The following is a 26514-nucleotide window of genomic DNA, read 5'->3' as shown; positions in this document are numbered from 1 at the left end:
GTATAGTTAATTATAATTAAGATCACTGCGGAGACTGGGGCTACACAACGTTCGGTTTTCTCCGTTCGGTCCGACCGTGACGCGTCGGTTCTGCCTTTGCCGTCGGGAATAATAAAGACGTGAAATCTTGATGGGATAGTATTTTTTAGGGCAGGCGGATAATGTAGTTCACGTATGAGCAGTAAAGAGCTGCCGTCGAAGGCAGGCACCGTCATTATCGGCGCAGGGATCGTCGGAACGAGTCTCGCGTATCACCTCGCGGATCAGGGGCGCGAGGACATCGTTCTGATCGACAAGGGGCCGTTCCCGGACCCGGGTGGATCGACCGGCCACGCCTCCAACTTCATCATGCCCATCGAACACAACAAGGAGATGGCCTTGTTGACACAGGAGGCGATGGAGCAGTACAAGGAGGAAGACCTCTACACAGAAAGCGGTGGCATCGAGGTCGCCCGGACCGAAGAGCGAATGGAGGAGTTCCGACGTCAGATCGCGTCCTCGAAGTCCTGGGGGCAGGAAGCGGAGATCATCTCGACCGAGGAGGTCAAGGAGATGGTTCCGTACATCAACGAGGACATTATCGAGGGCGGATTCTGGGAGCCCCGGGCCGGCGTCTGTGACCCGCTCCGGTTCGGCGAGATCAAGCGCAAGGAGGCCGAGGAGTGGGGCGTACTGCAGTCGTTCGCCAACACCGAGGTAACCGATCTCCACGTCGAGAACGGCGCGATCTCGGCGGTCGAGACCGACCGCGGCACGGTGAAGGCCGACGAGGTCGTCATCGCCGCCGGCCTGTGGAGCCCGAAGCTCGCCGAGATGGCCGGCACCGAGATCCCGCTCACACCGGCAGTCCACCAGATGATCAGCGTCGGCCCGATCGACGTCCTCGAGGAGACAGGCGAGGAAATCGGGTACCCGATCGTTCGGGACGTCGACACCCAGATGTACGAGCGTCCGAGCGGCAACGACATGGAGGTCGGTTCCTACGAACACCGGCCGATCCTGTGGGACGTCGAAGACGTGCCGTCCAACGAGGAGGCGCCGCTGTCGCCGACCCAGCCGCCGCTGACCCAGGACGCGTTCGATCCGTCGATGGAGCACGCCCTCGAAATCATGCCCGAGATCCTCGAGGACGCCGAGATCCGTCACGCGATCGACGGCCTGCTTTCGGTCACGCCGGACGGCATGCCGCTCGTGGGCCCGATGGACGACGTCGACGGCCTCTGGTCGTGTTCGGCGATCTGGATCAAGGAGGCACCGGCGTTCGCGAAGTACACCGCCCAGTGGATGACGCAGGGCTACCCCGAGGTCGACCTCCACCAGTCCGACGTCAACCGCTTCGAGGGCTACGGCACCTCCAAGAAGTTCGTCAAGGAGCGCGCCCACGAAGGGTTCCAGAAGATCTACGACATCGTCCACCCGCGCGAGCAGTGGCAGTCGTCCCGTCCGCTGCGGCAAAGCGCCTTCTACGACCGGCAGGAGGATCTCGGTGCGGAGTTCTTCGAGTCGGCCGGCTGGGAGCGCCCGCAGTGGTTCGAGTCCAACGAGGACCTCCTCGAGAAGTACGAGGACGAACTCGAAGGCCTCCAGCGCCCCAACGAGTGGGACAGCCGCTGGTGGTCGGAGATCATCCTGGGCGAGCATCTCCACATGCGCGACAACGTCGGCATGATCGGCGACATGGGCTTTGGCCTCATCGACCTGGTCGGCGACGACGTCGAGGAGTTCACCCAGAAGATCTTCGTCGCGGACACGGCCATCGACGTCGGCGAGTCGGTGTACACACCGGTGCTCGCTGAGAACGGTGGGTTCATCTCCGACCTGACGATGGCCCGCCTGGCCGACGATCATTATCGAGTGATGACCGGCGGCGGCGAAACCGGTCCCGACAAGCGGTGGTTCCGGAACAACATCGGCAGTCTGGACGTCCGCATCGTCGATCAGACGTCCTCCTTAGCCACCCTCGGCGTCTGGGGCCCCAACGCTCGGGACGTCGTCCAGGAAGTCGCCGAAGAGGACGTCTCCCACGAGGCGTTCCCGCCGTACACCGCCCAGCACCTCACGCTCGGTGAGGTCGACGTCTGGGCGTTCCGCATCTCCTACGTCGGCGAACTCGGCTGGGAGCTGTACGCCCCGATGGAGCAGGGCGGCCGCCTGTGGGACATCATCTACGAGGCCGGTCAGGACTACGACATCCGGCCGGTCGGGATGGGCGTCTACGGCACCACCGGTCGCATGGAGAAGGGCTACCGGCTGTACGGCCACGAGCTCGAGCTGGAGTACAACCCCGCCGAGGCCGGTCTCACCTTCCACGGCGTCAAAGACGAGGACTTCATCGGCAAGGAGGCGTACGCCGAGGCGATCGACGAGGAGAACGTCGCCACGCTGTGTACCCTCACCGTCGACGACCACGCCCCCGAGGGCGGCGAGCCGCGGTTCATGACCGGCGGCGAACCGATCCTCGACCTCGACGGCAACGTCCTCGAGGACGAGGAAGGTCGCCGCTCGTACGTGACCAGCGCCGGCACGGGGCCGTCGCTCGGCAAGCACCTCCTCATGTCGTACATCCCGCAGGAATATGCCGAGGAAGGGCAGGACCTGCAGGTCGAGTACATGGGCACCCAGTACCCGGTGACCGTCGAGCGGGTCGGCAGCAAGCCGCTGTTCGATCCGAGCAACGAGCGGATCCTCCAGTAAGCCCGTAGGGGCGTTGAAACCGCCGGTTTATTTAGCGTTCCACCGAACACTCATACACACAACGATGGAAACTATAGCCTGTATCAAGCGCGTGCCCGACACGGGCGCAAAGATCGTACTGACCGACGACAAGCAAGACGTCGATGCAAGCAGCATCGGCTACACCATCAGCCCGCACGAGGAGTGTGCCGTCGAGGCGGCCGTCCAACTCGTCGAGGAGCACGGCGGCACGTCGACGGTGCTGACGCTCGGCGAGGAGGACGCCACCGAGCAGCTCCGCACCGGCGTCGCGATGGGTGTCGACGAGGCGAAGCTGCTCGAGGCCGGCGACCACGAGTGGGGTCCGATCTCGACAGCCCGCGAGATCGCCGACGCCGTCAGCGACGAGGACGGGGAGCCGAAGTACGACCTGATGTTTTTCGGCAACGAGTCAGCCGACGCCCAGAACTACCAGGTCGGCATCCGCGTGGCGAACCAGCTCGACGTTCCCGTCGTCACCGGGATCAAGGACGTCGAGGTCGACGGCGACACCGTGATCGCAAAGCGGGAGGTGCCCGGCGGCAACAACGTCTTCGAGGTGCCGATGCCCGCCGTCGTCACCGTGAAGGAGGGTGTAAACACTCCCCGGTACCCGTCGATGCGGAGCCGAATGCAGGCCCGCCAGACGGACGTCGACCGCAGCGGCGCCGAGCCGGCCGACGTCACCGACGTGCGGAAGGTCGAACTCGAGGTGCCCGAACGGGACGAAAGTCCCGCGGAAGTGCTCGGGGACACTCCCGAGGCGGCCGTGGACGTCGTCGAAGTGCTCGATGACCTGGAGGTGGTGTAAATGGTACTCACGCTCGTCGAACACGACGCCGGCGCGGTCGATGACGTCTCCCTGGAGACGGTCACGTTCGCGCGGGACGTCGCGATACAGGAGGACGAACAGCTCGTCGCCGCCGCGTTCGGTGACGGCGCAGAAGACATCGCGGACGACCTCTCGGCGTACGGTGTCGACCAGGTGTGTGCGATCGAGCACGACCTGCTGGACGCCTACGCGCCGGAAGGCTACGCGGAGAGTCTCGCCCAACTGGTCGAGGAGCTGTCGGCAGGGACGGTCGTCGCTCCGGGTAGCGATCGCGGCCACGAAGTGCTCGTACATCTCGCGACGAAGCTCGACGTGCCGATGGCCACGAGCTGTACCGAGGTCGAGGCCGGTGACGTGTACGGGATCACCCGCCAGCGCTGGGGTGGCAGCCTCATCGAACACGCGGAACTCGAGGCGGACGTCAAGCTGCTCACTGTCGTTCCCCACGAGGTGTCCGCCGAACCCGCCGAGGCCGAGAGTGACCCTGCCGTGGAGCCGTTCGCGCCCGAACTCGACGACGAGGACGTCGCGGTGCGCGTCGTTCGTCAGGAGGAGTCCGACATGGAAGGCATCCCCCTGTCGGAGGCTCGCGTCGTCATCGGTGGCGGTCGCGGTGTCGGCGGCGAGGAGGAGTTCGCCCAGCTCGAGGCACTCGCGGACAAACTCACCGGGACGGTCGGCGCGACCCGCGCGGCCGTCAACGAAGGCTGGCGGCCCCACGACGACCAGATCGGACAGACCGGCGCGAAAATCGCCCCCGAGGTGTACATCGCGGCCGGCATCAGCGGTGCGGTCCAGCACTGGGTCGGTGCCAAGGGCAGCGAGAACGTGATCGCGATCAACACCGATCCGGAAGCCGCGATCATGCAGAAGGCCGACTACGCAGTCGTCGCCGACCTCCACGAGGTCGTCCCGCGGCTCAACGAAGAGCTCGAAGAGTAGACGACCCCGTCGCCCGGGACCCACATCGTATATAATATCTTGTAGTTACTCCATACCATACGAGATCTGCTCATTCCTGGTTTGATTGGAAAACTGAATTATTGAAATTATTAGAGTTGAAGTCCCCCAATTATATTACAACCCGAGAAAACATCCATTCAAATTTTGAGATTGTGTTACTATATCGCCTCCCGCGAGTACCGCTTATATTTCTTGTTTCCTCGTTGTGATTCCTGTTTGCAAGTTATGTCTATTCAGAATTATTATTTATTTGTTAGTTTTGCCGATCGTGCCGGTAAGCCAAACGATTATTCCGGCCGCCCCGTAGGATGGGGCAATGACACGTGAACGATTCCGTCCCCCCGATCACGAAACGGAGAGTTTCCTTCTGACGACAGTCGTCGGCAGTTACCCTCGGCCGGCCTGGCTTCCCGAGATCGAGGACGCCCACGCCGACGGATCGGTCCCCGAGGGGACCGTCGAGGAGGCGCTCGACGACGCCAGTCGGGCCGCCGTGAACATCTTCGACCGGATGGGGCTGGACGTCGTCACCGACGGGGAGGTGCGTCGGGAGGGGATGATCGAGTACTTCGCGCGGTTCATCGACAACATGGAGCAGGACGGCGGCGGGGACGGAACCGGCTGGAACACAGGGATGCCGACGATCGTCGACGAGGTCTCCTCGAGCGAGCCGTGGCTGGTCGACGACTACCGGTTCGCCGCGTCGGTCACCGACTGCCCGGTCAAGGTAACCGTCACGGGGCCGTTCACGCTCGCGTCGTTCAGCCAGCCGCAGGCGTACGACGACGTCGGAGAGCTCACAGCGGACCTGGCGGAACTGGTTGCCGCGGAAGTCGCGCGGCTCGTGGACGCCGGCGTCGAGTGGATCCAGATCGACGAACCGGGGCTGGGGATCTCACCGCATTCTGAGCTTGCCCACGAGAGCCTCTCGCGGATCGCCGAGGAGGTGCCGGACGACGTTCGGCTCGGCGTTCACGTCTGTTCGGGCAACTACGACAACCTCGCCCCGGAGATGTTCTCGTTTCCGGTCGACGAGGTGGATCTGGAGTTCGCGAGCGACGACGCCGACGACCCGGCAGACGTGCTCGCAGCGTGGGACGGCGACGTGGACATTGGGTTCGGGGTCGTCGATCCTCAGGACAGGGACGTCGACTCGATCGAGGAGATCCGCGCCCGGATCGAGGAGGCGGTGTCGCTCGTCCCGCCCGAACAGTTGACGATCACACCCGACTGCGGGCTCAAGCCGGTGAAGCGACCGATCGCCCGCGAAAAGCTCGAGAACATGGTCGAGGCCGTCGAAGCCGTCGAGGCGGCCATGGACGCCGGTGAAGTCGAGACGGCATAACCCGTTTTCGCAGTTCAGGGACGTTGGTACGGCGGATCGTCAATAGAACGTGCTATCGGAGTATCACCTTTTGGGTGAAACACTGAACAATTATAGGGACGCTCGCCAAAGGGAACCCAAATGAGTACCATCACGAAGATCCATTTCTCTCATCCGGATATGGCCCTCTCTCATACCATCCGGACGCTCTCGGACGGCGACGTCAGGGTACTTCCGGAGGTCGCGACCGATCCCGAGCACAACATGTACTTCATCGTGTTCGAGGGGAGTCTCGACGAGCCGATCGGCGAGATCCTCGAGGAGGATCATACGGTCGCAGAATCCAAGCTGATGTCCGATTACGGTGATCAACTCGTGTACGGTATCATCTTCACCGACAATGCGAAGCTCATCGCCCCGAAAGTCACTGAGGTCGGTGGGATGTCGCTGGACGCCAGGTCGTTTTCCGATGGTTGGATCGAACGCTGGCAGCTCCCCAACCGCGAGGTGCTGGCGGAGATCTGGGAGTACGCCAGGGAGAACTCCTTTACCTTCGACGTGCTGGAACTCCACCAGATCAGCGAGCGGGAGCACGACGACGGCTACGGCCTGACCGCCGAACAGCACGAGGCGCTCGTGACGGCCTATGACCGCGGTTACTTCGAAGAACCCCGGGGAATTTCGCTTGTCGAACTCGCGGACGAACTGGGCATCTCTCCTGCTGCCGCAAGTGGGCGGCTTCGCCGTGGCCTCACGCGGCTCATCGGCATGACGATCGTCGATCCCGACAAAGAACGGGTGGAGTGACAAGCACTCGAGGTCCCTTTGGCTCTTGTCTGCGCTAGTGAAACAACCATTGGACTAGTGAAATTGTCGCAGGTTGGCGTGCAAGATGGAGAGCATGAATGCAGCACAAGCCGGCAGATAGACTCAAACAACGAATCGTGTTTCCACAGAATTCTTTTTTTATAACGCTGTAAGCGCCAGTTATGAACCGCCGCTCCCTCCTTACTCTGCTCGGTAGCTCTCTCGTCGGGATCACCGGCTGTCTCGGCGACGAACCGCCGTCCGCAGAAGAACCTGACCCGCCAGACGCCCTCGACGCAGACTGGCCTATGCCGGCGGCCGATCACGGTCGGACACACTACACGCCTGCGTCGTCCGGACCAGACGAACCGGTCGCGGAACTCTGGAGCGTCGAAACCGGCGCGGAGCCGACGACGCCGATTGTGGTCGACAGCATCGTCTTCATCGGGACTGCAGACGGGGAGCTCTTCGCGCTCGACGCCCGTGACGGTACCGAACTGTGGACGGCTGCAGTCGATGGGGTGGTCGACGCCGTCCGATACGCCGCGGGACGGATCCACGTCGAGACCGATGAACGTGTCGTGGCGCTCGACGACAACGGTGAACAGGTGTGGATCGCAGAGCCGATGGACCTCCGAAGGGTCGCCGTCTCAGAACATGGTGTCTACCTCCTCGACCGGCGCGGCGAATCGACACACGTCGTCGCTCTCGATCCGACTGAAGGGGCGAAGGGGTGGCGGACCGACCTCGAACGACTGTTCGAACTAGACGACGACGGGACGATCCTCGCGGACTCGGTCCCGGGGGGACACCCCGGCGGCCTCGCCGTTCGCGACGGGCATCTCGTTCACGGCGACTTGGAGGGTAACGTCCACGGCCCCGACTGGATCGCTCGCCCCAACGCCCACGGGTTCGGTCGGTTCACGATCGCGCCCGACCGCGTTTACGTCCACGCTAACGACGGCGAGAAGCCCGGGCTGTACGCCTACGCGCTGATCGACGGCTCGCGGGCGTGGCACGCCGACGTCAACGCCCGGGGACCGGTCGTCGCGACCGACGACGCCCTGTTCGTGCCGACGGCCGGTCGTGATCGCGGACTCACGCGTCTCGATCCCGACGACGGGAACGAACAGTGGTCCCGGTCCGCCCCAGATGTCGGCGAGCGGTTCGCGCTTGTCGACGACCTCCTCTACACGACGAGCGATGGTCTAGTGCGCGCTTTTCGGGCACCCTAACGGTCGACAACGGTTGCATTTCTCAAGTGGCCCTTCCCAAACTTAGTGAAACAGTAGAACCTATCGGGTGATTGGTATGTAGTTCAGTACAAGATAGCAGATGGATGCAGCACGCTTACCTCATTTGTTTCGACCGGGTTGCGTTGAATCATCCGGTCGATGAACATGATTTTAACATTTGATTGTCACTTCGTCACCGTCCACACGTTCGACAGTATCATCCGTGACGAAGTACGTCGCCTGAGTCTTGGTGTGGACGTGGGCGATTCCCGTTTTGTACCAGTACGGCAGCTCAACGGCGACGTACACACCTTCTTCCGTTCGGTCGTCGATACTGGTAAATTCAGTGTACGGATATCCAGTCCCGACATCGCTTGTCACGCACTCTGCGTTTTTTACGATTTCAATAACGAACTCCTCCTCTGCCTCGTACGCTCGCTTTTTCGCCTCATCTTTCGAGATCGTCTCGGGTGTGGACGTGGTTGTGCCGTCTAGGTCATTAGATGTGACTGATGGGCTGTCGAGACAGCCAGCGAGTCCAACCCCCGACATCGAGGCGACGAGTGACGCGAGGATTGTTCGACGGTTCATAACGCAAACTCTGACCGGGTAATTCATATATTTTATTTAAACTCAAATGCTTATTGTATAATCACATCGACCGACCTGGTCGACTCGGTTCTGAGGTGCTGAATTTCGATCTGCACTGATCGATTCGACCAGCTACGGTGGAGAACCGCGTCGGTGCTGAATATGCGCGTTGTATCTTCCACTGCACTACCTGCCAATTCCCGGATGAATACTGTTGTTTCACTCTGTTCGGTAAGAGCCATCTTTTTTGTTCCCTCCGGACGGCCCGCCAGGGAGTACCCGAGATTGTTTCGGGGCGTTACGCATTTCAGTATCACCATCTCCGAGATAGCAGCTGATTTGGTTACATACCCAAGCCTCATTATTGTGGGACTTTTTATTATAGCCCACGATGCACCCAGTGAAAAGACGCGACGTGGTGAAAGCAGCGACCGGCGGAATCGTCCTTGGAACGGTACCGGGAAGCGCAAGCGGAAACGGTGGCGGAAACGAACGTGGGCAAGGTAACGGTCCCCAAAACGAAACCGGCGCGGGCGGCGCTTACGAGGTATGGGCGCTCGACCAGGGCGAGGGACAAAACAAAATCCACGTATACGAGCCACATCCACGACAGGACGACGAATTCGTAAAAAAGCAAACGATCCCACTGAATCCCCACGGGATTCAAACACCGCACATGGTGTCCTTCTCTTCGGATGACAGCTATGCGGCCGTCGCCAACACCGGATCCGGTAACGTAGCAGTTATCGATACCGAGACAAAACGGGTCGTCGAAACCATCGACACGGGTGCAGGCTCTCACTTTGCCAGTTTCTCGCCGGACGACGAGTACTTGCTCGTCGATGTCATCGGCGAAGGTGAGATCGTCCGTGTCGACGCTAACCTCAAAGACGAGGAGTTCGAGATCGGTGACGATATTGACATCACCGCGAAGGTTGAGGAACTGGTCGGAGACGAAGACCGATACGCAGAGTTCGAGAAAGACGATGGGGCGCTGCGTCCGATCTGCCACGACTACACCGGGGAAGGCCACTCGTATCACACGCTTGGACCCAGTTACCACAACGCCGGGCTAGTGATTCTCAATATCGAGACGTTTGAACTCGAAGCGGCGTTCCCGCCCACCGAAGTCCCGACGAACTGTGGGACGATCGCCCACCCGGAGCGGGAGCGGTTTTACCTTACTGCCGGACTGCCATCGGATCCGGACGCCGATCCCGATGAGAACCCTGAAGCCGCCGAAGGCGTCGGCGAATGGTACGTCTTCGATACGTCAGAACATCTGCCGATCAACACCGACGGTTCCACCGTAGAGACAAAGGATGATATTGATCCTGAAGACATCGCCCGGGACTCCGATGGAGTCGACGCACACGGCTTCTGGTTCGCAGAGCCAGACGATCTGGAACTGTGGCTGCTCAACAGAGAGACGAACGACGGGATCGTTGTCGATCCTGCTGACGACACCCTCACCGGGCCCGGTGAAGATGATGAAGAGGGTGTCGAAACGATCGACGAATTCGGGCCTGACACCTCGCCGGCACCCGGCGGCGACTCCCCAGATATTATGTGGAGTTCACCTGACGACGAGTACATGTTCGTCACGCTCCGGGGGCCGAATCCGCTTTCGGGCGATCCGCACGCCGCGACCGGCGTCAATCCCGGCGTCGCCGTGATGGACGTCGAAACGAGAGAGCGCGTGAACCTGCTCCAGCCCGCGGGTGACAATCCGGACGCCGACTTCCACGGAATAGGGGTCCGACAGGTCGACGGCGCGTCGGACGACTGACTCTTAAAAAAGCGGTCTTTTCGCGAGTCGTTACTGGAACGTCCGGCCCAGCTCCGCGTCGTCGCGCTCGACGTCGCTTTTCTGGAACTGCTGTTCGATCTCCTCGTAGCGCTCCCGTGTTTCGGCCGTGACGCTCGGGTTCACCTCGTCGAGCGCCTGCTCGAAGTGGTCGGCGGTGATCCGGACGTTGCCGACCGACTCCCCGACCTCCTCGGGGGAGACGCTGTGGACGAACTCCCGGGAGGCGGCCATCGCGGCCTCGCGGGCGACCGCCTCCAGGTCGGCGCCCACGTAGCCCTCTGTTCGGCGGGCCAACGAGTCCAGGTCGACGTCATCCGCGAGCGGCTTGTCGCGGGTGTGGACCTCGATGATCGCCCGCCGGGCGTCCTCGTCGGGGACGGGCACGTGGACGTGGCGGTCGAGGCGACCCGGGCGCAGCAAGGCCGTGTCGATCAGGTCCGGCCGGTTGGTCGTCGCGATCACGACGACGTCCTCGAGCGCCTCCAGCCCGTCGAGCTCCGTGAGCAGCTGTGAAACCACGCGCTCGGAGACGCCCGAGTCGCCGGTGTGGCTGCCGCGTTCGGTCGCGATCGAATCGATCTCGTCGAAGAAGACGATCGTCGGGGCGTTTTCTCGAGCCTTCGAGAACACCTCGCGGACGCCCTTTTCGGATTCGCCGACGAACTTGTTGAGCAGCTCCGGCCCCTTGATCGAGATGAAGTTCGACTGGGCCTCGTTTGCGACCGCCTTCGCGAGCAGCGTCTTGCCCGTTCCGGGCGGACCGTACATGAGGACTCCCTTCGCCGACTGGATGTCCAGTTCCTCGAACATTTCGGGGTACTCCAGCGGCCACTGGATCGTCTCGCGGAGCCGCTCTTTGGTGTCCTCGAGGCCGCCGACGTCCTCCCAGCTGACGTCGGGCACCTCGACGAACACCTCCCGCAGCGCGGAGGGTTCGATCCCCTTCAGCGACTCCTTGAAGTCGCCTTTGCGGACCTGGATCGACTCCAGCACCTCCGCGTCGATCTCGTCGCTCTCGAGGTCGAGCTGCGGGCGGATCCGCCGGAGCGCGGTCATCGCCGCCTCCTTCGCCAGGCTCTCGAGGTCGGCGCCGACGAAGCCGTGGGTGTTTTCGGCGTACTCGTCGAGGTCGACGTCGTCGGAAAGCGGCATGTTCCGGGTGTGGACCTGGAGGATCTCCTTGCGGCCGTCCCGGTCGGGGACGCCGATTTCGATCTCGCGGTCGAACCGGCCCCCCCGGCGCAGCGCGGGATCGATCGCGTCCACGCGGTTGGTGGCGCCGATGACGACCACCTGCCCGCGCTCCTCGAGCCCGTCCATCAGCGAGAGCAGCTGGGCGACCACCCGGCGCTCGACGTCGCCGCTTGCCTCCTCGCGCTTTGCGGCGATCGAGTCGAGTTCGTCCATGAAGATGATCGCGGGTGCCTCCTCGGTGGCCTCCTCGAAGATCTCCCGGAGCTGCTCTTCGCTCTCGCCGTAGTACTTCGACATGATCTCCGGACCGGAGACGGTGTGGAAGGAGGCGTCGATCTCGTTTGCGACCGCTTTCGCGATCAGCGTCTTTCCGGTTCCGGGCGGCCCATGCAGCAACACGCCCTTGGGCGGCTCGATGCCGAGTCGCTTGAACAGTTCCGGGTGCCGCATCGGCAGCTCGATCATCTCGCGAACCTGCTCGAGCTCCTGGTCGAGCCCCCCGATGTCCTCGTAGGTTACGTCCGGCGTGTCCGCGGCGTCTGCCGGTCCGGCGTCGCGGATCTCCTCGGCGGGCTGCTGGCTGATCTCGACCTCCGTCGAGTCGGTGACCACGACCGTCCCCGAGGGGGTCGTCGAGGCAATCTTCAGCGGGATCGCCTGCGACTGTCCGCCCATGAAGCCGAACCCCAGCGGTAGCTGGACGTTCTGTCCCTTCGTCACCGGCCGACCGCCGAGCTCGCGCCGGATGAGCGACTCGAGGTTCCCGCGGATGCCGAGCCGCTGGGGCAGCGCGATCGTGACGCGCTCGGCGGGCGCGACGTCGGCCTTCTCGACGGTCACGCGGTCGTCGATCCCGACGCCGGCCTCCTGTCGGAGCTGGCCGTCGATCCGGACGACACCCGTGCCGTCGTCATCGGGATATCCGGGCCACACGCGCGCGACGGCGGTGCCGTCGCTGCTTTCGATGCGGATGAAGTCCCCGCCCGAAAGCCCCATCTCGTCGGCGGCGACCCGATCGATCGCCGCGAGGCGGCGCCCGGCGTCCTTCTGTTTGAGTGGTTTGACGGTGAGTTTCATGCGTCTTCGTCCAGTTCGGTCGAATCGTCTCCTGATCCGATAGCGTCTTCGGTCCGGTCCGTTTCGATCTCGATCGTGAGCACGCCGTTGTTGACTCCGGCGCTGGTCTCGCCGTGGGGAAGATCGAGTTCGGACTCCGCGATCCGGCCGTTTCGTTCGATCACGACGATGGCAGTGTCGCCGACGACGTCGACGTCGACTGCCTCGTCGGCGACCGGCAGGTCGGCGGCGATGACGACCCTGTCGCCGTAGTCGTACCGGCGCAGGAATCCTTCGTCTCGATCGATCTGTAGATGGTGGTTCATTAGTATCCTAACGATAGGTTAGGCGCATTAGTATTTAAGAGTTTCGAACAGCATAACCGCGTGACTCGAGCGGGATATCTCGATAATTCGGCGGTTTTCACGGTGTAACGATGGAATTGCGGTTCACACCGTTCGGGCCGTTCGGGTCCGTCGGTGTGACCCGGTTGTATCGATCGGTCGGAGGTGGTGGGCTAGTGGGGATTTTTACCTCCGCGTGTCGGATCAGTACGTATGCAACGAGTGCGCCATCACGGGCGGGAAACCGCCTATCGGGTATCCGACCGCGGCGGGACGGGGCCGACGCTTCTGTGTATCCACGGCAGCGGGGGAAGCCACGGCGTCTGGAAGAGTCAGTCCCGGCTGGCGGACCGCTACCGGGTGGTTTCGCTGGACCTGTCGGGACACGGCGAGAGCGACAACGTCGACGCCGGCGCTGGAACCGAGGCGCTTTCGGCGTACGCGACGGACGTCGAGGCAGTCGCCGAGGAAACCGGTGCCGACGTGCTCGTCGGCAACTCGCTCGGCGGCGCGGTGGCGATGTGGGTCACGCTCGAACGCGAGTTCGATCCCGACGGAGTGGTGCTTGTCGGCACAGGTGCGAAGCTCTCGGTGCTCGAGGACCTGCTCGTGTGGCTCTCCGAGGACTTCGATCGGGTCATCGAGTTCCTTCACGCCTCGGACCGACTGTTTCACGACCCGGACGAGCGACTGCTCGAACTCTCGCGGGAGTCGATGCGGACGGCCGGCCGGGCGGTCACCGAACGGGACTTCCGGACCTGTCACACGTTCGACATCCGTGACCGTCTCGACGGAATCGACGTCCCGTCGCTTGCAATCGTCGGGGAACACGACAAGCTGACTCCGCCGTGGTATCACGAGTATCTGGCCGAGGAGATTCCCGACTGCGGGCTGGCCCACGTCGAAGACGCCGCGCACCTGGCGATGCTCGAGCAGCCGACCGCGTTCAACGCCGCTCTCGAGGAGTTCCTCTCGCGACTGTAGTCGACACCCGGTCGAACGGGTCGGCTTCACCGATCGGGCCGGCTTCACCGATCGTATTCTTCCCGTGGGATGGGAACAACCCCCGAATTACTTGGAACTGGTCGACCAACATCCATCTGGGAGACCCGAATCGCGGAATCCCGCGTTGCAAGCACCGGAGCGGAGATACCCCGAGCGAACCCAACTACAGACCATGGATATTGCCGACATCGTTTCGACGGAGTACGTAGAGTTTACGCCCGACACCCGGGTTTCGAAGTTGGTCGGGACGTTCGAGGATCCGACAGTCAAGGGGGTCGTCGTCCGCGAGGAGGACGGGGACGTGGAGGGCGTGGTCACGAGGCGCCAGCTCGCGAGTTCGTATCACCCACCGGACGAGAAACTCGGGTCGCTGGTGTGGCACGTTCCACAGATTGCGCCCGACGAGGACGTCCGCAAGGTCGCGCGGCTGATGACCGGAAGCGACTCTCAGTATCTCCCGGTGATCGACGGCGGTGAACTGGTCGGAGCCGTCACCGCAGACGACATACTCGAGGCGGTCGAACCGTTCCTGGATGCGGCCACCGTCGCCGACGTCTACAGCAAGGATCTCGTTTCGGTGACCCCCGACTCGACGTTCGGGGAGGCGTTGCACGTGCTCCGTGACAATCGCATCGCCCACCTTCCGGTCGTCGACGGCGGCGAGGCAGTCGGTATCCTCAGCCTGTACGACGTCATGGGAATCGTCGTCAGATCGGAGGGCAAAAGCCAGGGTGGGGACGCCGCCGGCACCGACCCGTTCGGCGGGGAGATCGCCCACAGCGCCGGCCGCACCAGGCGTGGCGGATACGGCGCCCGGGAGGGGGAACTCGCCCGGATGCTCGAACTCTCGGTCCGAGACGTGATGGTTTCGCCCGTCCGCACGATCACCCCCGACCGGACGCTCCAGGACGCCGTCGGGGAGATGTTCGACGTCGGCGGCTCGGCGCTGGTCGTCGTCGACGACGGAAACGCAAACGGGATCGTCACGAAGACGGACCTGTTGGACGTCCTCACCTGGGAGGCGGAGGGCACTCGGGCGGTGCAGCTGTACGGCAGCGACCTGCTGGACGACATGACTTACTCGGAGGTCGTGGAGATGATCGACGCGTTCGACCAGCGGGACCGGGACATGACGGTGCTCGACGCCAGGATCCACCTCCACGAGCACGACGAGACGCTGCGAGGGACGCCGCTTTTGCTCGCGCGGATCCGCCTGCACACCGACCGCGGGCTGTACATGGCGTCCGGCGAGGGGTACGGTGCGAGCCACGCCATCGGCGAGGCACGCGAGGTGCTCCAGCGGCGGATCCAGGACCGGAAAACCTACGGCAAGAGCAAAAAGCCGCGCGACGAGGAGTTCTGGGAGAAGCGGTTCGGCTGGTGGCTCGAAAGCTGATCGACTCCACCATCCGTTCCCCGGCTAACCGGGGATGTCAGCCGTTCCCAGTTTTTGGCAACGGTCGGCCTACTCTTTGGTGCAGTAGCCTCTTTTATATGCCATGAGCGGAATACGGGCGTCGTTCGTCGTGGGCGACGCGATGGGGTGTCCACTCGCGCGGGCGTCAACCGAGGTCGACGGGCCGATCGATGACGTCTCGCGGTCCTCGCAGGTCGGATCGGACGCGATCTTCGAGGAGTTCGAGGTGGCCTCGCCCGGGGATTCAGACGGGCTCTCCGATGAGGACGTCCGAAAGGTGTTCTCCGTCGACGGTGTCGACGTCTACCGATTCGAACGCGAGACTGCCGACGGCTGTGTCTGTGAGGTGATCGAACGCTCGGAAAACCCCATCTCGTCGATCCGCGCGGAGAACGGCTCGCTTTACCTGTGGCTGTATGCGTCCGACGTCGAGTCGATCCGGTCTATCGTTGCCGACCTCCAGGCGGAGTTCGGCGACGTGCAACTGCGCCATCTCGTCCGGGAAAACGACGAAAGTGGCGACGATTACGTCCTCGTCAATCGGAACCACCTCACCGAGAGACAGCGGGAGGTGATCCGGACCGCCTTCGCGATGGGCTACTTCGATTACGACAGCGGGACGAACGCCGGCGACGTCGCGGAGGCGCTCGGCATCAGTCACTCCACGTTCGCAGAACACCTCGCGGCCGCCCAGACGAAGCTGCTCGAACCGATCCTCTCAGACTGATTCGGCCGGGGCGATTTCGGCTGCTTTCGCCCGGGCCTTCGAGACGACCGCCGGCCTGGCTTCGAACTCCAGGGTGACGTAGTCGTCGGAGTACGACTCCTCTTCGACGTGAGCGTTGTCGTGGATCCAGGAGACGACGCCCATTGTCGACTCCGAGAGCGGCAACACCAGCCGTTCCCGCTGCCAGTCGGGCAGCTCCCGCTCGACGCGCTCGCGCAGGCGGTCGATCCCGGCGCCGGTTTTCGCCGACACGGCCACCGGGTTCGGGGCGATGTCCGACAGCGCCGAACGCTTCTCCGCGAGTTCCTCGTCGGTGATCCGATCGATCTTGTTGAAAACGGTGACGATCGGCGCCTCGTTGCGCTCGTAGAGCGTGTCGTGAGAGGTAACGAGCTTCTCGCGCATCGTCCGGGTCGGCTCACCCGCGTCGACGACCAGCAACACCAGGTCGGCCCGGTAGACGGAGTCCAGCGTCGACTGGAACGACTCGACGAGCCAGTGTGGCAGATCCGAGATGAACCCGACGGTGTCGGTAAGCAACACGTCCCGCCGCTCCATCTTCGCCCGGCGGGTCGTCGTTCCCAGCGTCGTAAATAGCCTGTCTTCGGATTCGGCAGTCGTCGCGAGATCGGGGTGGCGGTCCTCGTTCTCGTCGACGTCGAGTTCCGCGGCCAACTGGCGCAGCAGCGTCGACTTGCCCGCGTTGGTGTAGCCGGCCAACGCGACGAGGTCGAACCCGGAGTCGCGACGCTGCTTCCGGCGGGACCGTTCCTTGTCAGCGATCGACTCCAGCTCCTCGCGGATCTCGGAGATCTGGCGTTTGATGTCCTGTTCTCGGGACTCGTCGTACTCGCCCAGTCCCATGAATCCGGGCCGTTCGTCGCGTTTCGCGAGGCTGGCTTTCGCCTCCGCCCGCGGCAGTTCGTATCGCAGCTGTGCCAGTTCGACCTGTAGCTGCGCCTTGCGGGTGTTGGCTCGCTGTCCGAAGATGTCGAGGATCAGCGTAAACCGGTCGACGACCTCGACGCCCTCCGGAAGCTTCTGTCCGATGTTGAACGTCTGATACGGGCCGACCTCGTTGTCGAGTATGACAGCGTCGGCGTCCGTCCGTTCGACCAGTTCGGCGAGTTCGTCGACTTTCCCCTCGCCGAAGTGGTACGCCGCGTCCTCCGTTCGGGTCTGGGTGAGTCGACCCACTACGTCGTATCCAGCCGAAACCGCGAGGTCCTCGATCTCCGTCAGATCGGCCGTACCGCTGTCGACGCGCTTTGCGAGAATTGCCTTCATGCGTCGGTGTCCTGGCGTGCCGGGGCGTCCTGGTGTCTGCGGATGTTCTGCACTGTTCAGGTGAAAAGTTGGTGCTGGATCACCTTAAACCCGCCCCGACAGGAGAGCGATTCCGGTTCGATCGGCGGTCGTCGCGTCACTGGTGTTTTTAAACCTCGGTGAGTAACACCGCCATCGTGGACGAGATTCGCGTCTCCGCAGTCGTGTACGTGCCCCAGGAGGAGGCGTTCGAGTTCCTTCTGGACTTCCCCGGATACGCGGAGTACTCCCAGTACCTCGAAGCCGTCGAAACATACGAAGGCGACGGCGGTCCGGGAACCAGATACGGACTCACGTTCTCGTGGTGGCAGCTATCGTACACCGCCCACTCGAAAGTAACTGACGTCGATTCGCCGGACCGTATCGACTGGCGGCTCACCAAGGACATCGACGCCTACGGCTACTGGCACGTCGATCCGCTGGAGCTGGATCCAGCGGAGACGCTGAAAACCGACGCGGCGGCCGTCTCCGGCAATCCGGAGGGGGAGGCCTGCGAGGTGACGTTCCAGGTGTTTTTCGATCCGGACTCCGCCCGCGCGGGGGTTTTCGATCTCCCGGCGCTGGTCTCCTTCGACTGGGTGCTCTCGAAGGTGATCCCCCGAATAAAACGCGAGGCAGAACGCATCGTCTCCCGTGCGGTCGCCGATCTCGAGGGCCAGCCCCGGGCGGTCGAACTCGACGTTCACGTCGACTCACAGCGGCTGTAGTCGACCTGATGCGCCACCGGTTCCGGCGCGCTCAGCTCTCGATCTTCGCCTCGAACTTCTCTCGCACCTTCTCCACTTTCGGCTGTGCGTGAAACGTGCAGTAGGCGTCGTTGGGGTTCTTCTCGAAGTAATTTTGGTGTTTGTCCTCGGCCCGATAGAACGTCTCGAGCGGTTCGAGTTCGGTCACCACGTCGTCGTCGTACACTCGGTCGAGTGCCTCGATGAACTCATCTGCAAGCTGGCGTTGCTCGTCGTCGTGATAGAGGACGATCGAGCGGTACTGGGTCCCGACGTCGGGCCCCTGCCGGTTCAACTGCGTCGGGTCGTGGATCGTGAAAAACACCTCGAGCAGATCGATGTATCCGATCTCGTCGGGGTCGTACTCGACCTGCACGACCTCGGCGTGGCCGGTTCCGCCCGAACAGACTTCCCCGTACGTCGGGTCTTCGGTGTGTCCGCCGGCGTAGCCGGAGGTGACCTGCCGGACGCCCGCAAGCTCCTCGAGTGCGGCCTCGATACACCAGAAGCAGCCGCCGCCGAACGTCGCGGTTTCCAGTTGGTTCGTCATCGACGTCCCTTGGGGCTCGAGAGACATGAATGGCGCGCGCCGCGAACCCAGACCGCAACGGCTTACCGCCAGGGCGGTGAGCCCCCGATATGGAACTGGGCGTCATCGGACTCGGGCGCATGGGACGGATCGTCGTCGATCGATTGCTCGCGGCGGATCACTCGGTCGTCGCGTACGACGTTTCGGCGGAGGCGACGGCCGCGGCCGCGGAGTTGGGTGCATCCCCGGCCGACTCGGTCGGGGACCTGTGTGACCGGCTCGCGGAGCCGAAGCGGATCTGGTTGATGGTTCCCGCGGGCGATCCGGTCGACGAGACGCTGGCGGAACTGGAACCCCACCTCGGGGACGAGGACGTCGTCGTCGACGGCGGCAACTCCCACTTCGAGGCCTCACTCCGTCGCGCGGAGGAAACCGACGCAGCCTACCTCGACTGTGGCACCTCCGGCGGTCCCGCGGGGGCGGAACTCGGCTTCTCGCTGATGGTCGGCGGTCCGGCGTGGGCGTACGAAGCACTCGCGCCGGCCTTCGACGCGGTCGCAACCGGCCCCGAGGGGCACGACCGCATGGGCGAGTCGGGTTCGGGCCACTACGTGAAGATGATCCACAACGGCGTCGAGTACGCGCTGATGCAGGCGTACGGGGAAGGGTTCGAACTGCTCCACGAAGGGCGGTACGATCTGGATCTCGAGGCGGTCGCCCGCACCTGGAACAACGGCGCAGTCATCCGGTCGTGGCTGCTGGAGCTGTGCGAGGAGGCGTTCCGCGAGGAGGGCTCCGACCTCGGTGACGTCGCCGACCACGTCGCCGGCGGCTCGACGGGCACCTGGACGGTCCAGGAGTCGCTGGAACAGGAGGTGCCGCTGCCGCTGATCTACACGGCGCTTTCAGAGCGGTTCGGCTCCAGGGCAGACGCCCGGTTCTCGCGCCGGCTCGCGAACCGGCTGCGGTACGGCTTCGGTCGACACGAGGTCGCTCGACGGGACAGCTAACGGTCGCCGTCAGCTTCCGCCGACGCTTCCAGGGTGTCCTGTGAGATGGTGTTCGGCAGCAGTTCTCCCAGCGTGTACTCGCTCGGCGCTTCGTTTTCCCCCTCGTCACACAGCACGACCAGTGACTCCCCGCAAAACTCTGCGAGGGTCTGCCGGCACATTCCACAGGGGGTGACACCGTCCCGGGCGCCGGAGGTGACCGCGATCCGCGAGAAGTCGACGTGGCCGCGCGTTACCGCCGCCGCGATCGCGACCTCCTCGGCGTGGAGACTGTTCGAGTAGTTGGCGTTCTCGATGTTGCAGCCGGTGTACACCGTCCCGTCGGCGGTTTCGATGGCTGCCCCGACCCGGTACTCCGAGTAGGGAGCGTGTGCGTTCGAGAGCGCCTCCCGGGCGCGTTCGAGGAGGTCCTCTATCGGGTTCGTCTCGTCCATGGCTCCCGTTCCGGCGAGTGGACTTATAAGTCTCCGCGTCCGTGATCGGGCATGCGTCCGATCCCACCGGGGTGGCTCGTCGGACTTTTTCTCGCGGTTCTGGTTCTCGGCGGTGGTGCTGTCGCCGCGGGGATCGGTCCGGCCGGTGTGGACGGGGACACACACGGGATCTCCGACGTGGACGGGTTCGACGCCGTCGTCGACACCGCTCCCGACGAGGGCCCCGCGCTCCTGATCGGCGATGACGGGATCGTCGATCCCGCCCGGTCGACGGACGACGACATCACGATGCGGACCCAACTCCGGCAGGTCGACCTCGCCGGGGAGTACGGTGCGACGACGCGGTTTGCCGTTCCCGACCGCGTGAGCCGTATCGAGGTGACCCTGCCCACGGAGGCGAAATCGGTCGAGGCGACCGGCTTCGAGACCGACGACGGAACGACCTACGAGTGGGACGGATCCACCGACGAGCCGTGGTTGCGGTACCGGGTGGACGCAAACCGGACGAGCGAGCCGGGGCCGCTCGCCGGGGACGGGGATCACCTCTTCGTCGACACCGACGAGTGGGGGCTCGTCCGGGTGCCGAACCTCCGCGTCGGCTGGGGATGGCGCGGTGCGGACGTCCGGCTCCACCGCGAGACCGCCGTCGACGGGGAGGGTGCCGCGGGCGACGTGGTAGCGTACCTGGGCCCGGGCGAAGAGCACGTTCGGGAGGCCCACGGTCAGCGCTTCCGGCTCGTCGTCCCCGAGGCGGCCGATATGGAGGAACCTCCAGAGGCAGTCCTCGACGCGTTCGCCGACGGCTCGGACGCCCTCCGGGTGGGGAGCCGCGATCCGTCGGTGTTCGTCGTCGCGGCGCCGACCGACGACGTCGCGTGGGCGGTGCGTGGACTCCAGACCGGCCCGGCGGACATGTGGGTACGGGACCTCGAACGCCTCGACGATCCGGAGAACGTCTGGATGCACGAGTACGTCCATTCCAGACAGGGGTACCAGGCGAACCCGAGTGCCCGGTGGTTCACCGAGGGGTCGGCCACCTACTACGCCGCCTTGCTGACTCTCGAGCGCGGGGACGTCGACTTCGACACCTTCCGGCGGGTACTGGCTCGCGGCGAGCGCTCCCCACAGTCCGGGTCGGTGCTCGCGGATCCCACCACCTGGCAGAACAACGCCGATTACACCAAGGGTGCGCTGGTGGCCGGAGAGGTCGACCGACGGGTCCGGCTCGCCACCGACGGGGAGGCGACGCTCGCGACCGTCTTCCGGGGCATGAACGCCCGCGACGAGCCCGTCGACGGGGCGGCGGTTCTCGGACTCGTCGACGACGCCGGCGGCAGCGCTGTCGCCGCCGAGGCCGACCGGTTCACGACGACCGAGGCGGTGCCCTCGATGTGGGATCGCGAAGCGCACGACGAGGCGTTCGGCCGACTCCCCGCCCGCATCGGCTACTCGATCGCGGCCGACGACGCGGTGCGCGCGAGCGGTTCCTATCGGGATCGGCCGGTCGCCCGCGAACCGGTCGTCCTGGTGACAGGGGAGACGCTCGAACTCGCCGTCGAGATCGAAAACACCGGCGGCACCGGCGGGGAGTACGACCTGACGATGGTGGAGGACGGCCGGGTAATCGAGAGCCGCGACGGCCGGATCGGCGCCGGCGAGACGATCACAGAACGGTTCGAGCGGGAGTTCGACTCCACGGGCGACCACGAGATCAACGTCGGCGGGGAGCGGCTCTCCGTTGTGGTTCGCGAACCCGCCGAGCCGACGGTCGTCGACGTCGACGTCTCGCCGGCGGCGTTCACCCTCGGCGAGACGGCGACCGTCACCGCGACCGTCCGAAACGACGCCCGCCTGCCCGCCCGCGGAACGTTCGCCGTCGCCGTCGACGGCGAGGAACGCGAACCCAGGGAGGTGTTCCTCGACGTCGACGGGGTGGAGACACTCGAGTGGGCGATCCAGCCCGAACACGACGGCGAGGTGACGGTGCGGGTCGGCGATCGCTCGCGGACAATTTCCGTGTCGCCGACGCCGACGCCGACCGAGCCCGGGGAAACGGCCACACGAACACCCGGGTTCGGTCCCGCGACGGCAGTGATCGCGATCGCCGCGGTGATTTTGGCCGTTCTCGGAAGGCGTCGGTGACGCTCCCGACCGGCGGGATCGAGGAGGATCCGCGGAGCGGTGACCGTCCATATAACTAAGGTTTCTCGCGGAGGCGATCTTCATATGGGCCATCACTCGCTTCGAGCCACAGTTCCGCCGTGGCGCGTCGCGGCAGTCGTCGTCGGATTCGTCCTCGCGGTTCTCATCGCGGGCGTCGCCGTCGGGGCGATCGGTCCCGGACTTTCTTCTGTCGACTCGGGGGCGATCGACGGGGCTGTGGCCCAGGCGGAGCCGGTCGTCGGGGACGACTGGCCGTCCGTGCGCGGCGGTCCCGCACTGACGGGAGCGAATCCGGGAGCGCCCGGCCCGGCCGACGACGTCGGGCCGGCCTGGATCGTTCGGACCGGGGCGACGGGCGGCGGCCCCGCCGTCTCCGAGGGCACGCTTTACACCGGCAATCGGCACGGCGACGTGATCGCGCTGGACGCCGAGTCGGGCAGCGTCGAGTGGCAGACGGAACTGGAGGGTGGCGTCTGGACCACGCCCGCAGTGACCGACACTCGCGTGCTCGCAGTTCACGTCGGATGGGAGATGGCGGACACGCTCGTGGCCCTGGACAGGGAGACCGGCGAAATCGAGTGGGAGTACGAACTGGGCTTCGACGTGACTGAATCGCCGACCGTGGCCGACGACGGCAGCGTTGCAGTCGCCGGAACCGACAACGGCGAACGGGTGATCCTCGGCGTCGATCCGACGCCGCCGGAGGACGAGTGGCCCGACCTGTGGCGGGTCACCCACGAGGGGCAGGCTGGCCTCCCAGTGGTGACCGACGACGCGGTCTACTCGCTGGGCGGGCAACAGCGGACGTCCGAGGATCCGACCGTTCTGCACGCGTTCGACCGTGACTCGGAGGAACTCCAGTGGACGCAGTCTGTCGACGGGTACACGCGTCACCTCCTTCTGGCCGACGGTACCCTGTACACCCACACGAGCGAGCGCCTCTATGCGGTTGATCCTGACACGGGGGAGATCCGCGAGGAGTACGACATCGACGTCCACTACGACACGCCGATGGCGTACGCCGACGGAACCCTGTACTACCCGACGAGCACGGGCTACGAGGAGCCTGCCGGCGTGGCGGCGTTCGACACCGACGCCGGCGACGTCGTCTGGACCGAATGGAGCGTCGACGATCCGCGATCCCCACCGACGGTCGGCAGCGAACACGTGTACATCTCCGACAGCGACGCGATCTACGCGATCGATCGCGAGTCGGGCACCCTCGCATGGCAGCACCGCCCCGGCGATCCCTACGGAGGGACCGACAACGAGCTCGCGGTCGTCGACGACACCGTCTACGCGACCCACATGGTCAGAACCACGCAGGCGCTGACCGAGGGCGGGGACGCGAGGGAAGGTGGCGTCGTGGACCTGGTGCGATGGCTCAGGGACAACGCCGAACTCGGCATGGCGAGCTTCGGGGCCGTCGGCGGGCTCCTCGGCGGCCTCGTCGGGGCCGGCCTCACGTGGGGACTGATCCGGCTGGGCAACTACTCGCGGCTTCCGCCGACGATCTTCGCCGGGAAACTCCGCCGCCGGCCGCTCGCGGCGGTTTCCCGGCGGGACGCCGTGTTCGCTCACTTCCTGGCGGGCGTCGCGCTCTCGACTGTCTTCGGGGCGCTATTCTTGGGTATTCAGCTGGGACTCCCCCGCCTGTTCGGCCCGCTCGGCGGGGTGGCCGGGCCACTGCTGTTGGGGGCGTTGTTCCTCTGGCCGCCGGTGTTTGCGGCGCTTGCGATCGGCGGACCGTGGGCGGTGATCGCGTATCGGTGGCTACCGGAACACGAGACGGCGCTCGATCGTCCGGCGGGCCGGATCAAACGCGAGTGGGCGATCGTCCACGTCGTCTTCGCGTTCGTCGCCGTCCCGATCTACGGGCTCGTGACGTTCCTGCTCGGAATGCTGGTCTTTTTCGTTTGAGCCGCCGTTTTCGAGGGGTCTCCCGATCTCTCACAGGTCGTACCGCTCGCCGTCGACGGCGAGTGGCTCCTCGAACGCCTCGTCGGCGGGATAAAAGTGCGCGACGTGGACCAGCCGGATCCTGTCTGCGTTCAGCTCCTCGGCCAACTGGAGCGCGCCCTCGCGGGTCATGTGTTTCGTTCCGAACGTGTGCGGAACACCGTTTTCGTCGTGGTGGTTCCCGCCGATCGGATGGTGAACACAGGAGCTCGCCGGGACGATGGCGTCGGCGAGCAGCAGGTCCGCATCCGACAGCGCCTCGCGGCTCGCCTGGGGGATGTCGTAACTCGTGTCGCCGGTGATCGCGAGCACCGCGGGGTCGCCGTCCCCGTCCACGGGTGGCTCCTCGATCCGGAGCCCGTAACACAAAAGCGGCGGATGCGACACCGGAACCAGCGTTACGTCGAACCCGGCGGCCCGGAACGGCTCGCCGGGCGTCTCGTGGTGGATCTCGAGCCGCCTCGCCAGGTAATCGTACCGACGTTCGACGGTCTCGGCGACGCTTTCGCCCGTTTCGGGGTCGGTTTCGTTTGCGGCGTACACCGCCAGGTCGTCGATCGTCCGGTAGACGTTGCCGAGCCCGTCGAGGTGATCGAAGTGGATGTGGGTGACGATCGCGGCGTCGGGGAGCGAAACCCCCTGACGGAGCATTTGCGTCCGGAAGTCCGGGCTCACGTCGACCAGCAGCGACTCGCCGGTCCGCTCGTTTTCGACGTGGACCGAAAACCGGGTCCTGGAGATGCCCCGCTCCCGGGCGAGGCTGCAGGTGTCACAGTCACAGCCGACGGTCGGCGTGCCCGTCGTGTCGCCGGTTCCAAGCAGCGTAACGCGCATCAGTGCTGCGCCGGATCCTGCCGCTGCTCGGCCGACATCTTCGAATCGGGACCCTCTCCGTTCGCCGTATCGTGGTCGTGGTCGTGGTCGTGATCGTGGTCGTGGTCGTCACCGTGACCCTTCCCGCCAGCTGAACCGCCCGAGGCGCCGGTGATCGCGGCCCCCTCGCCCTCGATCATGTCCATGTTCTTGAGGTTGTCGCGCTCCTCGAAGTCCTCGACGGCCGCGAGGACGTCGTCCTGAGTGAGTTCGCGGCGTCCCTCCACGAGCGCCTCGAGGACGGCCTCCCGCATCACCATCCGGAGGTCCGAGCCGGTGAGGCCTTCGGTCCGGGCGGCGACCTCCGCGGGATCGAAGGAGGCGATCTCCATCTCGCGGGTGATCACCCGGAGAATGTCCGCACGCATCCCCTCGTCGGGCCGCGGGAAGTTGACAATCTCGTCGAACCGGCGCCAGGCGGCGGCGTCCAGCTGGTCGGGGTGGTTGGTGGCGCCGATCAAAAGCACCTCGTCGCGGATCAGCGACACCTCGTCGATGCTTTTGAGCAGGGTGTTCACGGCCCGTTTGAGGGCAGCGTGTTCGTCGCTGCGCCGGGTTTTCGCCACGGAGTCGAACTCGTCGATGAAGAGGATACACGGGGAGAGTCGCTTCGCGACCTCGAAGGTCTTCTCGACGTTCTTGGCGGTCTCGCCGAGGTACTGGGAGGTGATCATCGAGAGCTTGACCTCGACGAACGGCAGGCCGAGTTCGTGGGCCAGTGCCCTGGAAATCGTCGTCTTTCCGGTTCCGGGTGGGCCGACAAACAGCAGTTTGCCGATCTCTCGCAGCCCGATCGAGGCGAGGTAATCGCGGTGTTCGATCGCCTGCACCAGCTTTGCGATCTCGTCTTCCTGGTCTTCAGTCAACACCAGATCCGAGAGCGTGGTTTCGATCTCCTCGGGCGCCTTGATAGTGACCAGATCGAGCATCTCGGCGTCCTCCTCCTCGTCGAAGTACTCCTCGAGCAGCGAGTCGATCCACACCCGGTCGGCCTGGATCGGCCGGACGTTCTCCTGGGCCTGTTCGTGGGTGATCTCGGCGACCTCGGGGTCGACGTCCGCCGGCGCTTCCCCCTCCAGGAACGCTTCGGCCGCGAACGCGAGCGTCGGGTTCGTCCGGAGACGCTCGGGGTCAGTGCGCTCGAGGAACCACTCGAGTGCCATCTCCGACTGGGTGAGCTGTAACTCGCCGGAGAACTCCTCGCGGCCGGTAAACAGCAGATCCGAGATCGCCTCCCAGGGGCGCTCGACGCCGGTTGCGGTCTTTGTCGTTGCTTCCGTCGGTCGGAGCGGCCGTTCGATCTCGCCGTCCGACCAGAACACCTGGCGGAACCGCGGCGGCAGGTCGCTCTCCTCGAGTTGACGGTTTTCGGTGTAACAGTGAGCCGTCAACACAAACTCGACCACGTCGAGAGCGGGGTCGTTCATCCTACCGAATTACACGGCCGAGTCGTTTAAGCGCGTCGAAGACGGGATACG

The 26514-nt window shown here is 64.6% G+C and carries 22 protein-coding genes; 14 read left to right on the top strand and 8 right to left on the bottom strand.

Translation table 11 applies throughout. The annotated features are described in order from the left end of the window. Nucleotides 1–174 precede the first annotated feature (174 nt). From AArcSl_RS02300 to AArcSl_RS02275, 6 genes are all read left to right on the top strand, one after another. Nucleotides 175–2694, top strand: a complete 2520-nt coding sequence (locus tag AArcSl_RS02300; RefSeq protein WP_119814441.1) for a GcvT family protein — start codon at nt 175–177, stop codon at nt 2692–2694. Nucleotides 2695–2758: 64 nt separating this feature from the next. Further along, nucleotides 2759–3523 carry an electron transfer flavoprotein subunit beta/FixA family protein gene (locus AArcSl_RS02295; protein WP_119814438.1) on the top strand — a complete coding sequence of 255 codons (765 nt, stop codon included), beginning with the start codon at nt 2759–2761 and terminating at the stop codon, nt 3521–3523. Then, a complete protein-coding gene (locus AArcSl_RS02290) occupies nt 3524–4486 on the top strand; it encodes an electron transfer flavoprotein subunit alpha/FixB family protein (protein WP_119814435.1) in 963 nt (320 codons plus the stop codon). 337 nt (nt 4487–4823) lie between these two features. After that, nucleotides 4824–5852, top strand: coding sequence for a uroporphyrinogen decarboxylase/cobalamine-independent methonine synthase family protein (locus AArcSl_RS02285; protein ID WP_119814431.1), 1029 nt, complete (start codon nt 4824–4826; stop codon nt 5850–5852). A gap of 120 nt (nt 5853–5972) precedes the next feature. Continuing rightward, on the top strand, nt 5973–6638 hold the full coding sequence (locus tag AArcSl_RS02280; protein WP_119814428.1) for a helix-turn-helix domain-containing protein: 666 nt from the start codon (nt 5973–5975) through the stop codon (nt 6636–6638). A 182-nt stretch (nt 6639–6820) separates the two neighbouring features. Continuing rightward, nucleotides 6821–7873, top strand: a complete 1053-nt coding sequence (locus tag AArcSl_RS02275) for an outer membrane protein assembly factor BamB family protein (RefSeq protein WP_119814425.1) — start codon at nt 6821–6823, stop codon at nt 7871–7873. A 171-nt stretch (nt 7874–8044) separates the two neighbouring features. Here the strand turns inward: AArcSl_RS02275 and AArcSl_RS02270 are convergent, their stop codons facing one another. Next, on the bottom strand, nt 8045–8464 hold the full coding sequence (locus tag AArcSl_RS02270) for a hypothetical protein (RefSeq protein WP_119814422.1): 420 nt from the start codon (nt 8462–8464) through the stop codon (nt 8045–8047). A gap of 391 nt (nt 8465–8855) precedes the next feature. Here AArcSl_RS02270 and AArcSl_RS02260 point away from each other — a divergent pair, with 391 nt between their 5' ends. After that, nucleotides 8856–10253 (top strand): YncE family protein, encoded by a 1398-nt coding sequence (locus AArcSl_RS02260; protein WP_119814416.1) that lies wholly within the window; start codon nt 8856–8858, stop codon nt 10251–10253. Nucleotides 10254–10283: 30 nt separating this feature from the next. Here AArcSl_RS02260 and AArcSl_RS02255 read toward each other — a convergent pair whose 3' ends face one another. Then, entirely contained in the window at nt 10284–12545 is a 2262-nt protein-coding gene (locus AArcSl_RS02255; protein WP_119814413.1) for a CDC48 family AAA ATPase, read from the bottom strand. After that, entirely contained in the window at nt 12542–12850 is a 309-nt protein-coding gene (locus tag AArcSl_RS02250; protein WP_245883336.1) for an Hsp20/alpha crystallin family protein, read from the bottom strand. Before AArcSl_RS02250 ends, AArcSl_RS02255 begins: the two co-directional genes overlap by 4 nt. Nucleotides 12851–13081: 231 nt before the next feature. Between AArcSl_RS02250 and AArcSl_RS02245 the strand changes: the two genes are divergently transcribed. The 3 genes from AArcSl_RS02245 (at nt 13082) to AArcSl_RS02235 (ending at nt 16017) form a co-directional block, all read left to right on the top strand. Continuing rightward, on the top strand, nt 13082–13852 hold the full coding sequence (locus AArcSl_RS02245) for an alpha/beta fold hydrolase (protein ID WP_119814410.1): 771 nt from the start codon (nt 13082–13084) through the stop codon (nt 13850–13852). A 193-nt stretch (nt 13853–14045) separates the two neighbouring features. Next, nucleotides 14046–15269: a CBS domain-containing protein gene (locus AArcSl_RS02240; RefSeq protein ID WP_119814408.1), complete on the top strand. Its 1224-nt coding sequence runs from the start codon at nt 14046–14048 to the stop codon at nt 15267–15269. A gap of 103 nt (nt 15270–15372) precedes the next feature. Beyond that, the gene (locus AArcSl_RS02235) at nt 15373–16017 is read left to right on the top strand and encodes a helix-turn-helix domain-containing protein (protein WP_119814404.1); all 645 of its coding nucleotides are present in this window, start codon (nt 15373–15375) and stop codon (nt 16015–16017) included. Here AArcSl_RS02235 and hflX read toward each other — a convergent pair. Beyond that, on the bottom strand, nt 16009–17304 hold the full coding sequence (gene hflX / locus AArcSl_RS02230) for a GTPase HflX (protein ID WP_119814400.1): 1296 nt from the start codon (nt 17302–17304) through the stop codon (nt 16009–16011). The genes AArcSl_RS02235 and hflX overlap by 9 nt on opposite strands. A 176-nt stretch (nt 17305–17480) precedes the next feature. On the opposite strand from hflX, the gene AArcSl_RS02225 reads away from it, so the two are divergent. Then, nucleotides 17481–18050, top strand: coding sequence for an SRPBCC family protein (locus AArcSl_RS02225; RefSeq protein WP_119814397.1), 570 nt, complete (start codon nt 17481–17483; stop codon nt 18048–18050). Nucleotides 18051–18081: 31 nt separating this feature from the next. Here the strand turns inward: AArcSl_RS02225 and msrA are convergent, their stop codons facing one another. Beyond that, complete coding sequence (gene msrA, locus AArcSl_RS02220) at nt 18082–18618, bottom strand: peptide-methionine (S)-S-oxide reductase MsrA (RefSeq protein ID WP_119814383.1); 537 nt, start codon at nt 18616–18618, stop codon at nt 18082–18084. An 89-nt stretch (nt 18619–18707) separates the two neighbouring features. Here msrA and gnd point away from each other — a divergent pair, with 89 nt between their 5' ends. Next, nucleotides 18708–19607 carry a phosphogluconate dehydrogenase (NAD(+)-dependent, decarboxylating) gene (gnd, locus tag AArcSl_RS02215; protein WP_119814380.1) on the top strand — a complete coding sequence of 300 codons (900 nt, stop codon included), beginning with the start codon at nt 18708–18710 and terminating at the stop codon, nt 19605–19607. Here the strand turns inward: gnd and cdd are convergent. Beyond that, nucleotides 19604–20041 carry a cytidine deaminase gene (gene cdd / locus AArcSl_RS02210; RefSeq protein ID WP_119814377.1) on the bottom strand — a complete coding sequence of 146 codons (438 nt, stop codon included), beginning with the start codon at nt 20039–20041 and terminating at the stop codon, nt 19604–19606. The two genes, gnd and cdd, sit on opposite strands and share 4 nt — an antisense overlap. A 51-nt stretch (nt 20042–20092) precedes the next feature. Between cdd and AArcSl_RS02205 the strand changes: the two genes are divergently transcribed. Continuing rightward, nucleotides 20093–22183 carry a M61 metallopeptidase family protein gene (locus AArcSl_RS02205; RefSeq protein ID WP_119814374.1) on the top strand — a complete coding sequence of 697 codons (2091 nt, stop codon included), beginning with the start codon at nt 20093–20095 and terminating at the stop codon, nt 22181–22183. 84 nt (nt 22184–22267) lie between these two features. Then, entirely contained in the window at nt 22268–24124 is a 1857-nt protein-coding gene (locus AArcSl_RS02200) for an outer membrane protein assembly factor BamB family protein (RefSeq protein WP_119814371.1), read from the top strand. 30 nt (nt 24125–24154) lie between these two features. Here the strand turns inward: AArcSl_RS02200 and AArcSl_RS02195 are convergent, their stop codons facing one another. Beyond that, nucleotides 24155–24997 (bottom strand): MBL fold metallo-hydrolase, encoded by an 843-nt coding sequence (locus AArcSl_RS02195; protein ID WP_119814368.1) that lies wholly within the window; start codon nt 24995–24997, stop codon nt 24155–24157. Further along, on the bottom strand, nt 24997–26463 hold the full coding sequence (locus AArcSl_RS02190) for an ATP-binding protein (protein ID WP_119814365.1): 1467 nt from the start codon (nt 26461–26463) through the stop codon (nt 24997–24999). Before AArcSl_RS02190 ends, AArcSl_RS02195 begins: the two co-directional genes overlap by 1 nt. Nucleotides 26464–26514 lie beyond the last annotated feature (51 nt).

Origin of the sequence: Halalkaliarchaeum desulfuricum (assembly GCF_002952775.1) — an archaeon.
In the GTDB taxonomy this organism is placed as follows: domain Archaea; phylum Halobacteriota; class Halobacteria; order Halobacteriales; family Haloferacaceae; genus Halalkaliarchaeum; species Halalkaliarchaeum desulfuricum.
The sequence above is the reverse complement of the archived record's forward strand: the minus strand, read 5'-3'. Positions and strand labels throughout refer to the sequence as shown.

Excerpts from the sequence above, each read along its gene's own strand:
- AArcSl_RS02300 (WP_119814441.1), top strand. The coding sequence starts at position 175 with ATGAGCAGTAAAGAGCTGCCGTCGAAGGCAGGCACCGTCATTATCGGC.
- AArcSl_RS02295 (WP_119814438.1), top strand. The coding sequence starts at position 2,759 with ATGGAAACTATAGCCTGTATCAAGCGCGTGCCCGACACGGGCGCAAAG.
- AArcSl_RS02290 (WP_119814435.1), top strand. The coding sequence starts at position 3,524 with ATGGTACTCACGCTCGTCGAACACGACGCCGGCGCGGTCGATGACGTC.
- AArcSl_RS02285 (WP_119814431.1), top strand. The coding sequence starts at position 4,824 with ATGACACGTGAACGATTCCGTCCCCCCGATCACGAAACGGAGAGTTTC.
- AArcSl_RS02280 (WP_119814428.1), top strand. The coding sequence starts at position 5,973 with ATGAGTACCATCACGAAGATCCATTTCTCTCATCCGGATATGGCCCTC.
- AArcSl_RS02275 (WP_119814425.1), top strand. The coding sequence starts at position 6,821 with ATGAACCGCCGCTCCCTCCTTACTCTGCTCGGTAGCTCTCTCGTCGGG.
- AArcSl_RS02270 (WP_119814422.1), bottom strand. The coding sequence starts at position 8,464 with ATGAACCGTCGAACAATCCTCGCGTCACTCGTCGCCTCGATGTCGGGG.
- AArcSl_RS02260 (WP_119814416.1), top strand. The coding sequence starts at position 8,856 with ATGCACCCAGTGAAAAGACGCGACGTGGTGAAAGCAGCGACCGGCGGA.
- AArcSl_RS02255 (WP_119814413.1), bottom strand. The coding sequence starts at position 12,545 with ATGAAACTCACCGTCAAACCACTCAAACAGAAGGACGCCGGGCGCCGC.
- AArcSl_RS02250 (WP_245883336.1), bottom strand. The coding sequence starts at position 12,850 with ATGAACCACCATCTACAGATCGATCGAGACGAAGGATTCCTGCGCCGG.
- AArcSl_RS02245 (WP_119814410.1), top strand. The coding sequence starts at position 13,082 with ATGCAACGAGTGCGCCATCACGGGCGGGAAACCGCCTATCGGGTATCC.
- AArcSl_RS02240 (WP_119814408.1), top strand. The coding sequence starts at position 14,046 with ATGGATATTGCCGACATCGTTTCGACGGAGTACGTAGAGTTTACGCCC.
- AArcSl_RS02235 (WP_119814404.1), top strand. The coding sequence starts at position 15,373 with ATGAGCGGAATACGGGCGTCGTTCGTCGTGGGCGACGCGATGGGGTGT.
- hflX (WP_119814400.1), bottom strand. The coding sequence starts at position 17,304 with ATGAAGGCAATTCTCGCAAAGCGCGTCGACAGCGGTACGGCCGATCTG.
- msrA (WP_119814383.1), bottom strand. The coding sequence starts at position 18,618 with ATGACGAACCAACTGGAAACCGCGACGTTCGGCGGCGGCTGCTTCTGG.
- gnd (WP_119814380.1), top strand. The coding sequence starts at position 18,708 with ATGGAACTGGGCGTCATCGGACTCGGGCGCATGGGACGGATCGTCGTC.
- cdd (WP_119814377.1), bottom strand. The coding sequence starts at position 20,041 with ATGGACGAGACGAACCCGATAGAGGACCTCCTCGAACGCGCCCGGGAG.
- AArcSl_RS02205 (WP_119814374.1), top strand. The coding sequence starts at position 20,093 with ATGCGTCCGATCCCACCGGGGTGGCTCGTCGGACTTTTTCTCGCGGTT.
- AArcSl_RS02200 (WP_119814371.1), top strand. The coding sequence starts at position 22,268 with ATGGGCCATCACTCGCTTCGAGCCACAGTTCCGCCGTGGCGCGTCGCG.
- AArcSl_RS02195 (WP_119814368.1), bottom strand. The coding sequence starts at position 24,997 with ATGCGCGTTACGCTGCTTGGAACCGGCGACACGACGGGCACGCCGACC.
- AArcSl_RS02190 (WP_119814365.1), bottom strand. The coding sequence starts at position 26,463 with ATGAACGACCCCGCTCTCGACGTGGTCGAGTTTGTGTTGACGGCTCAC.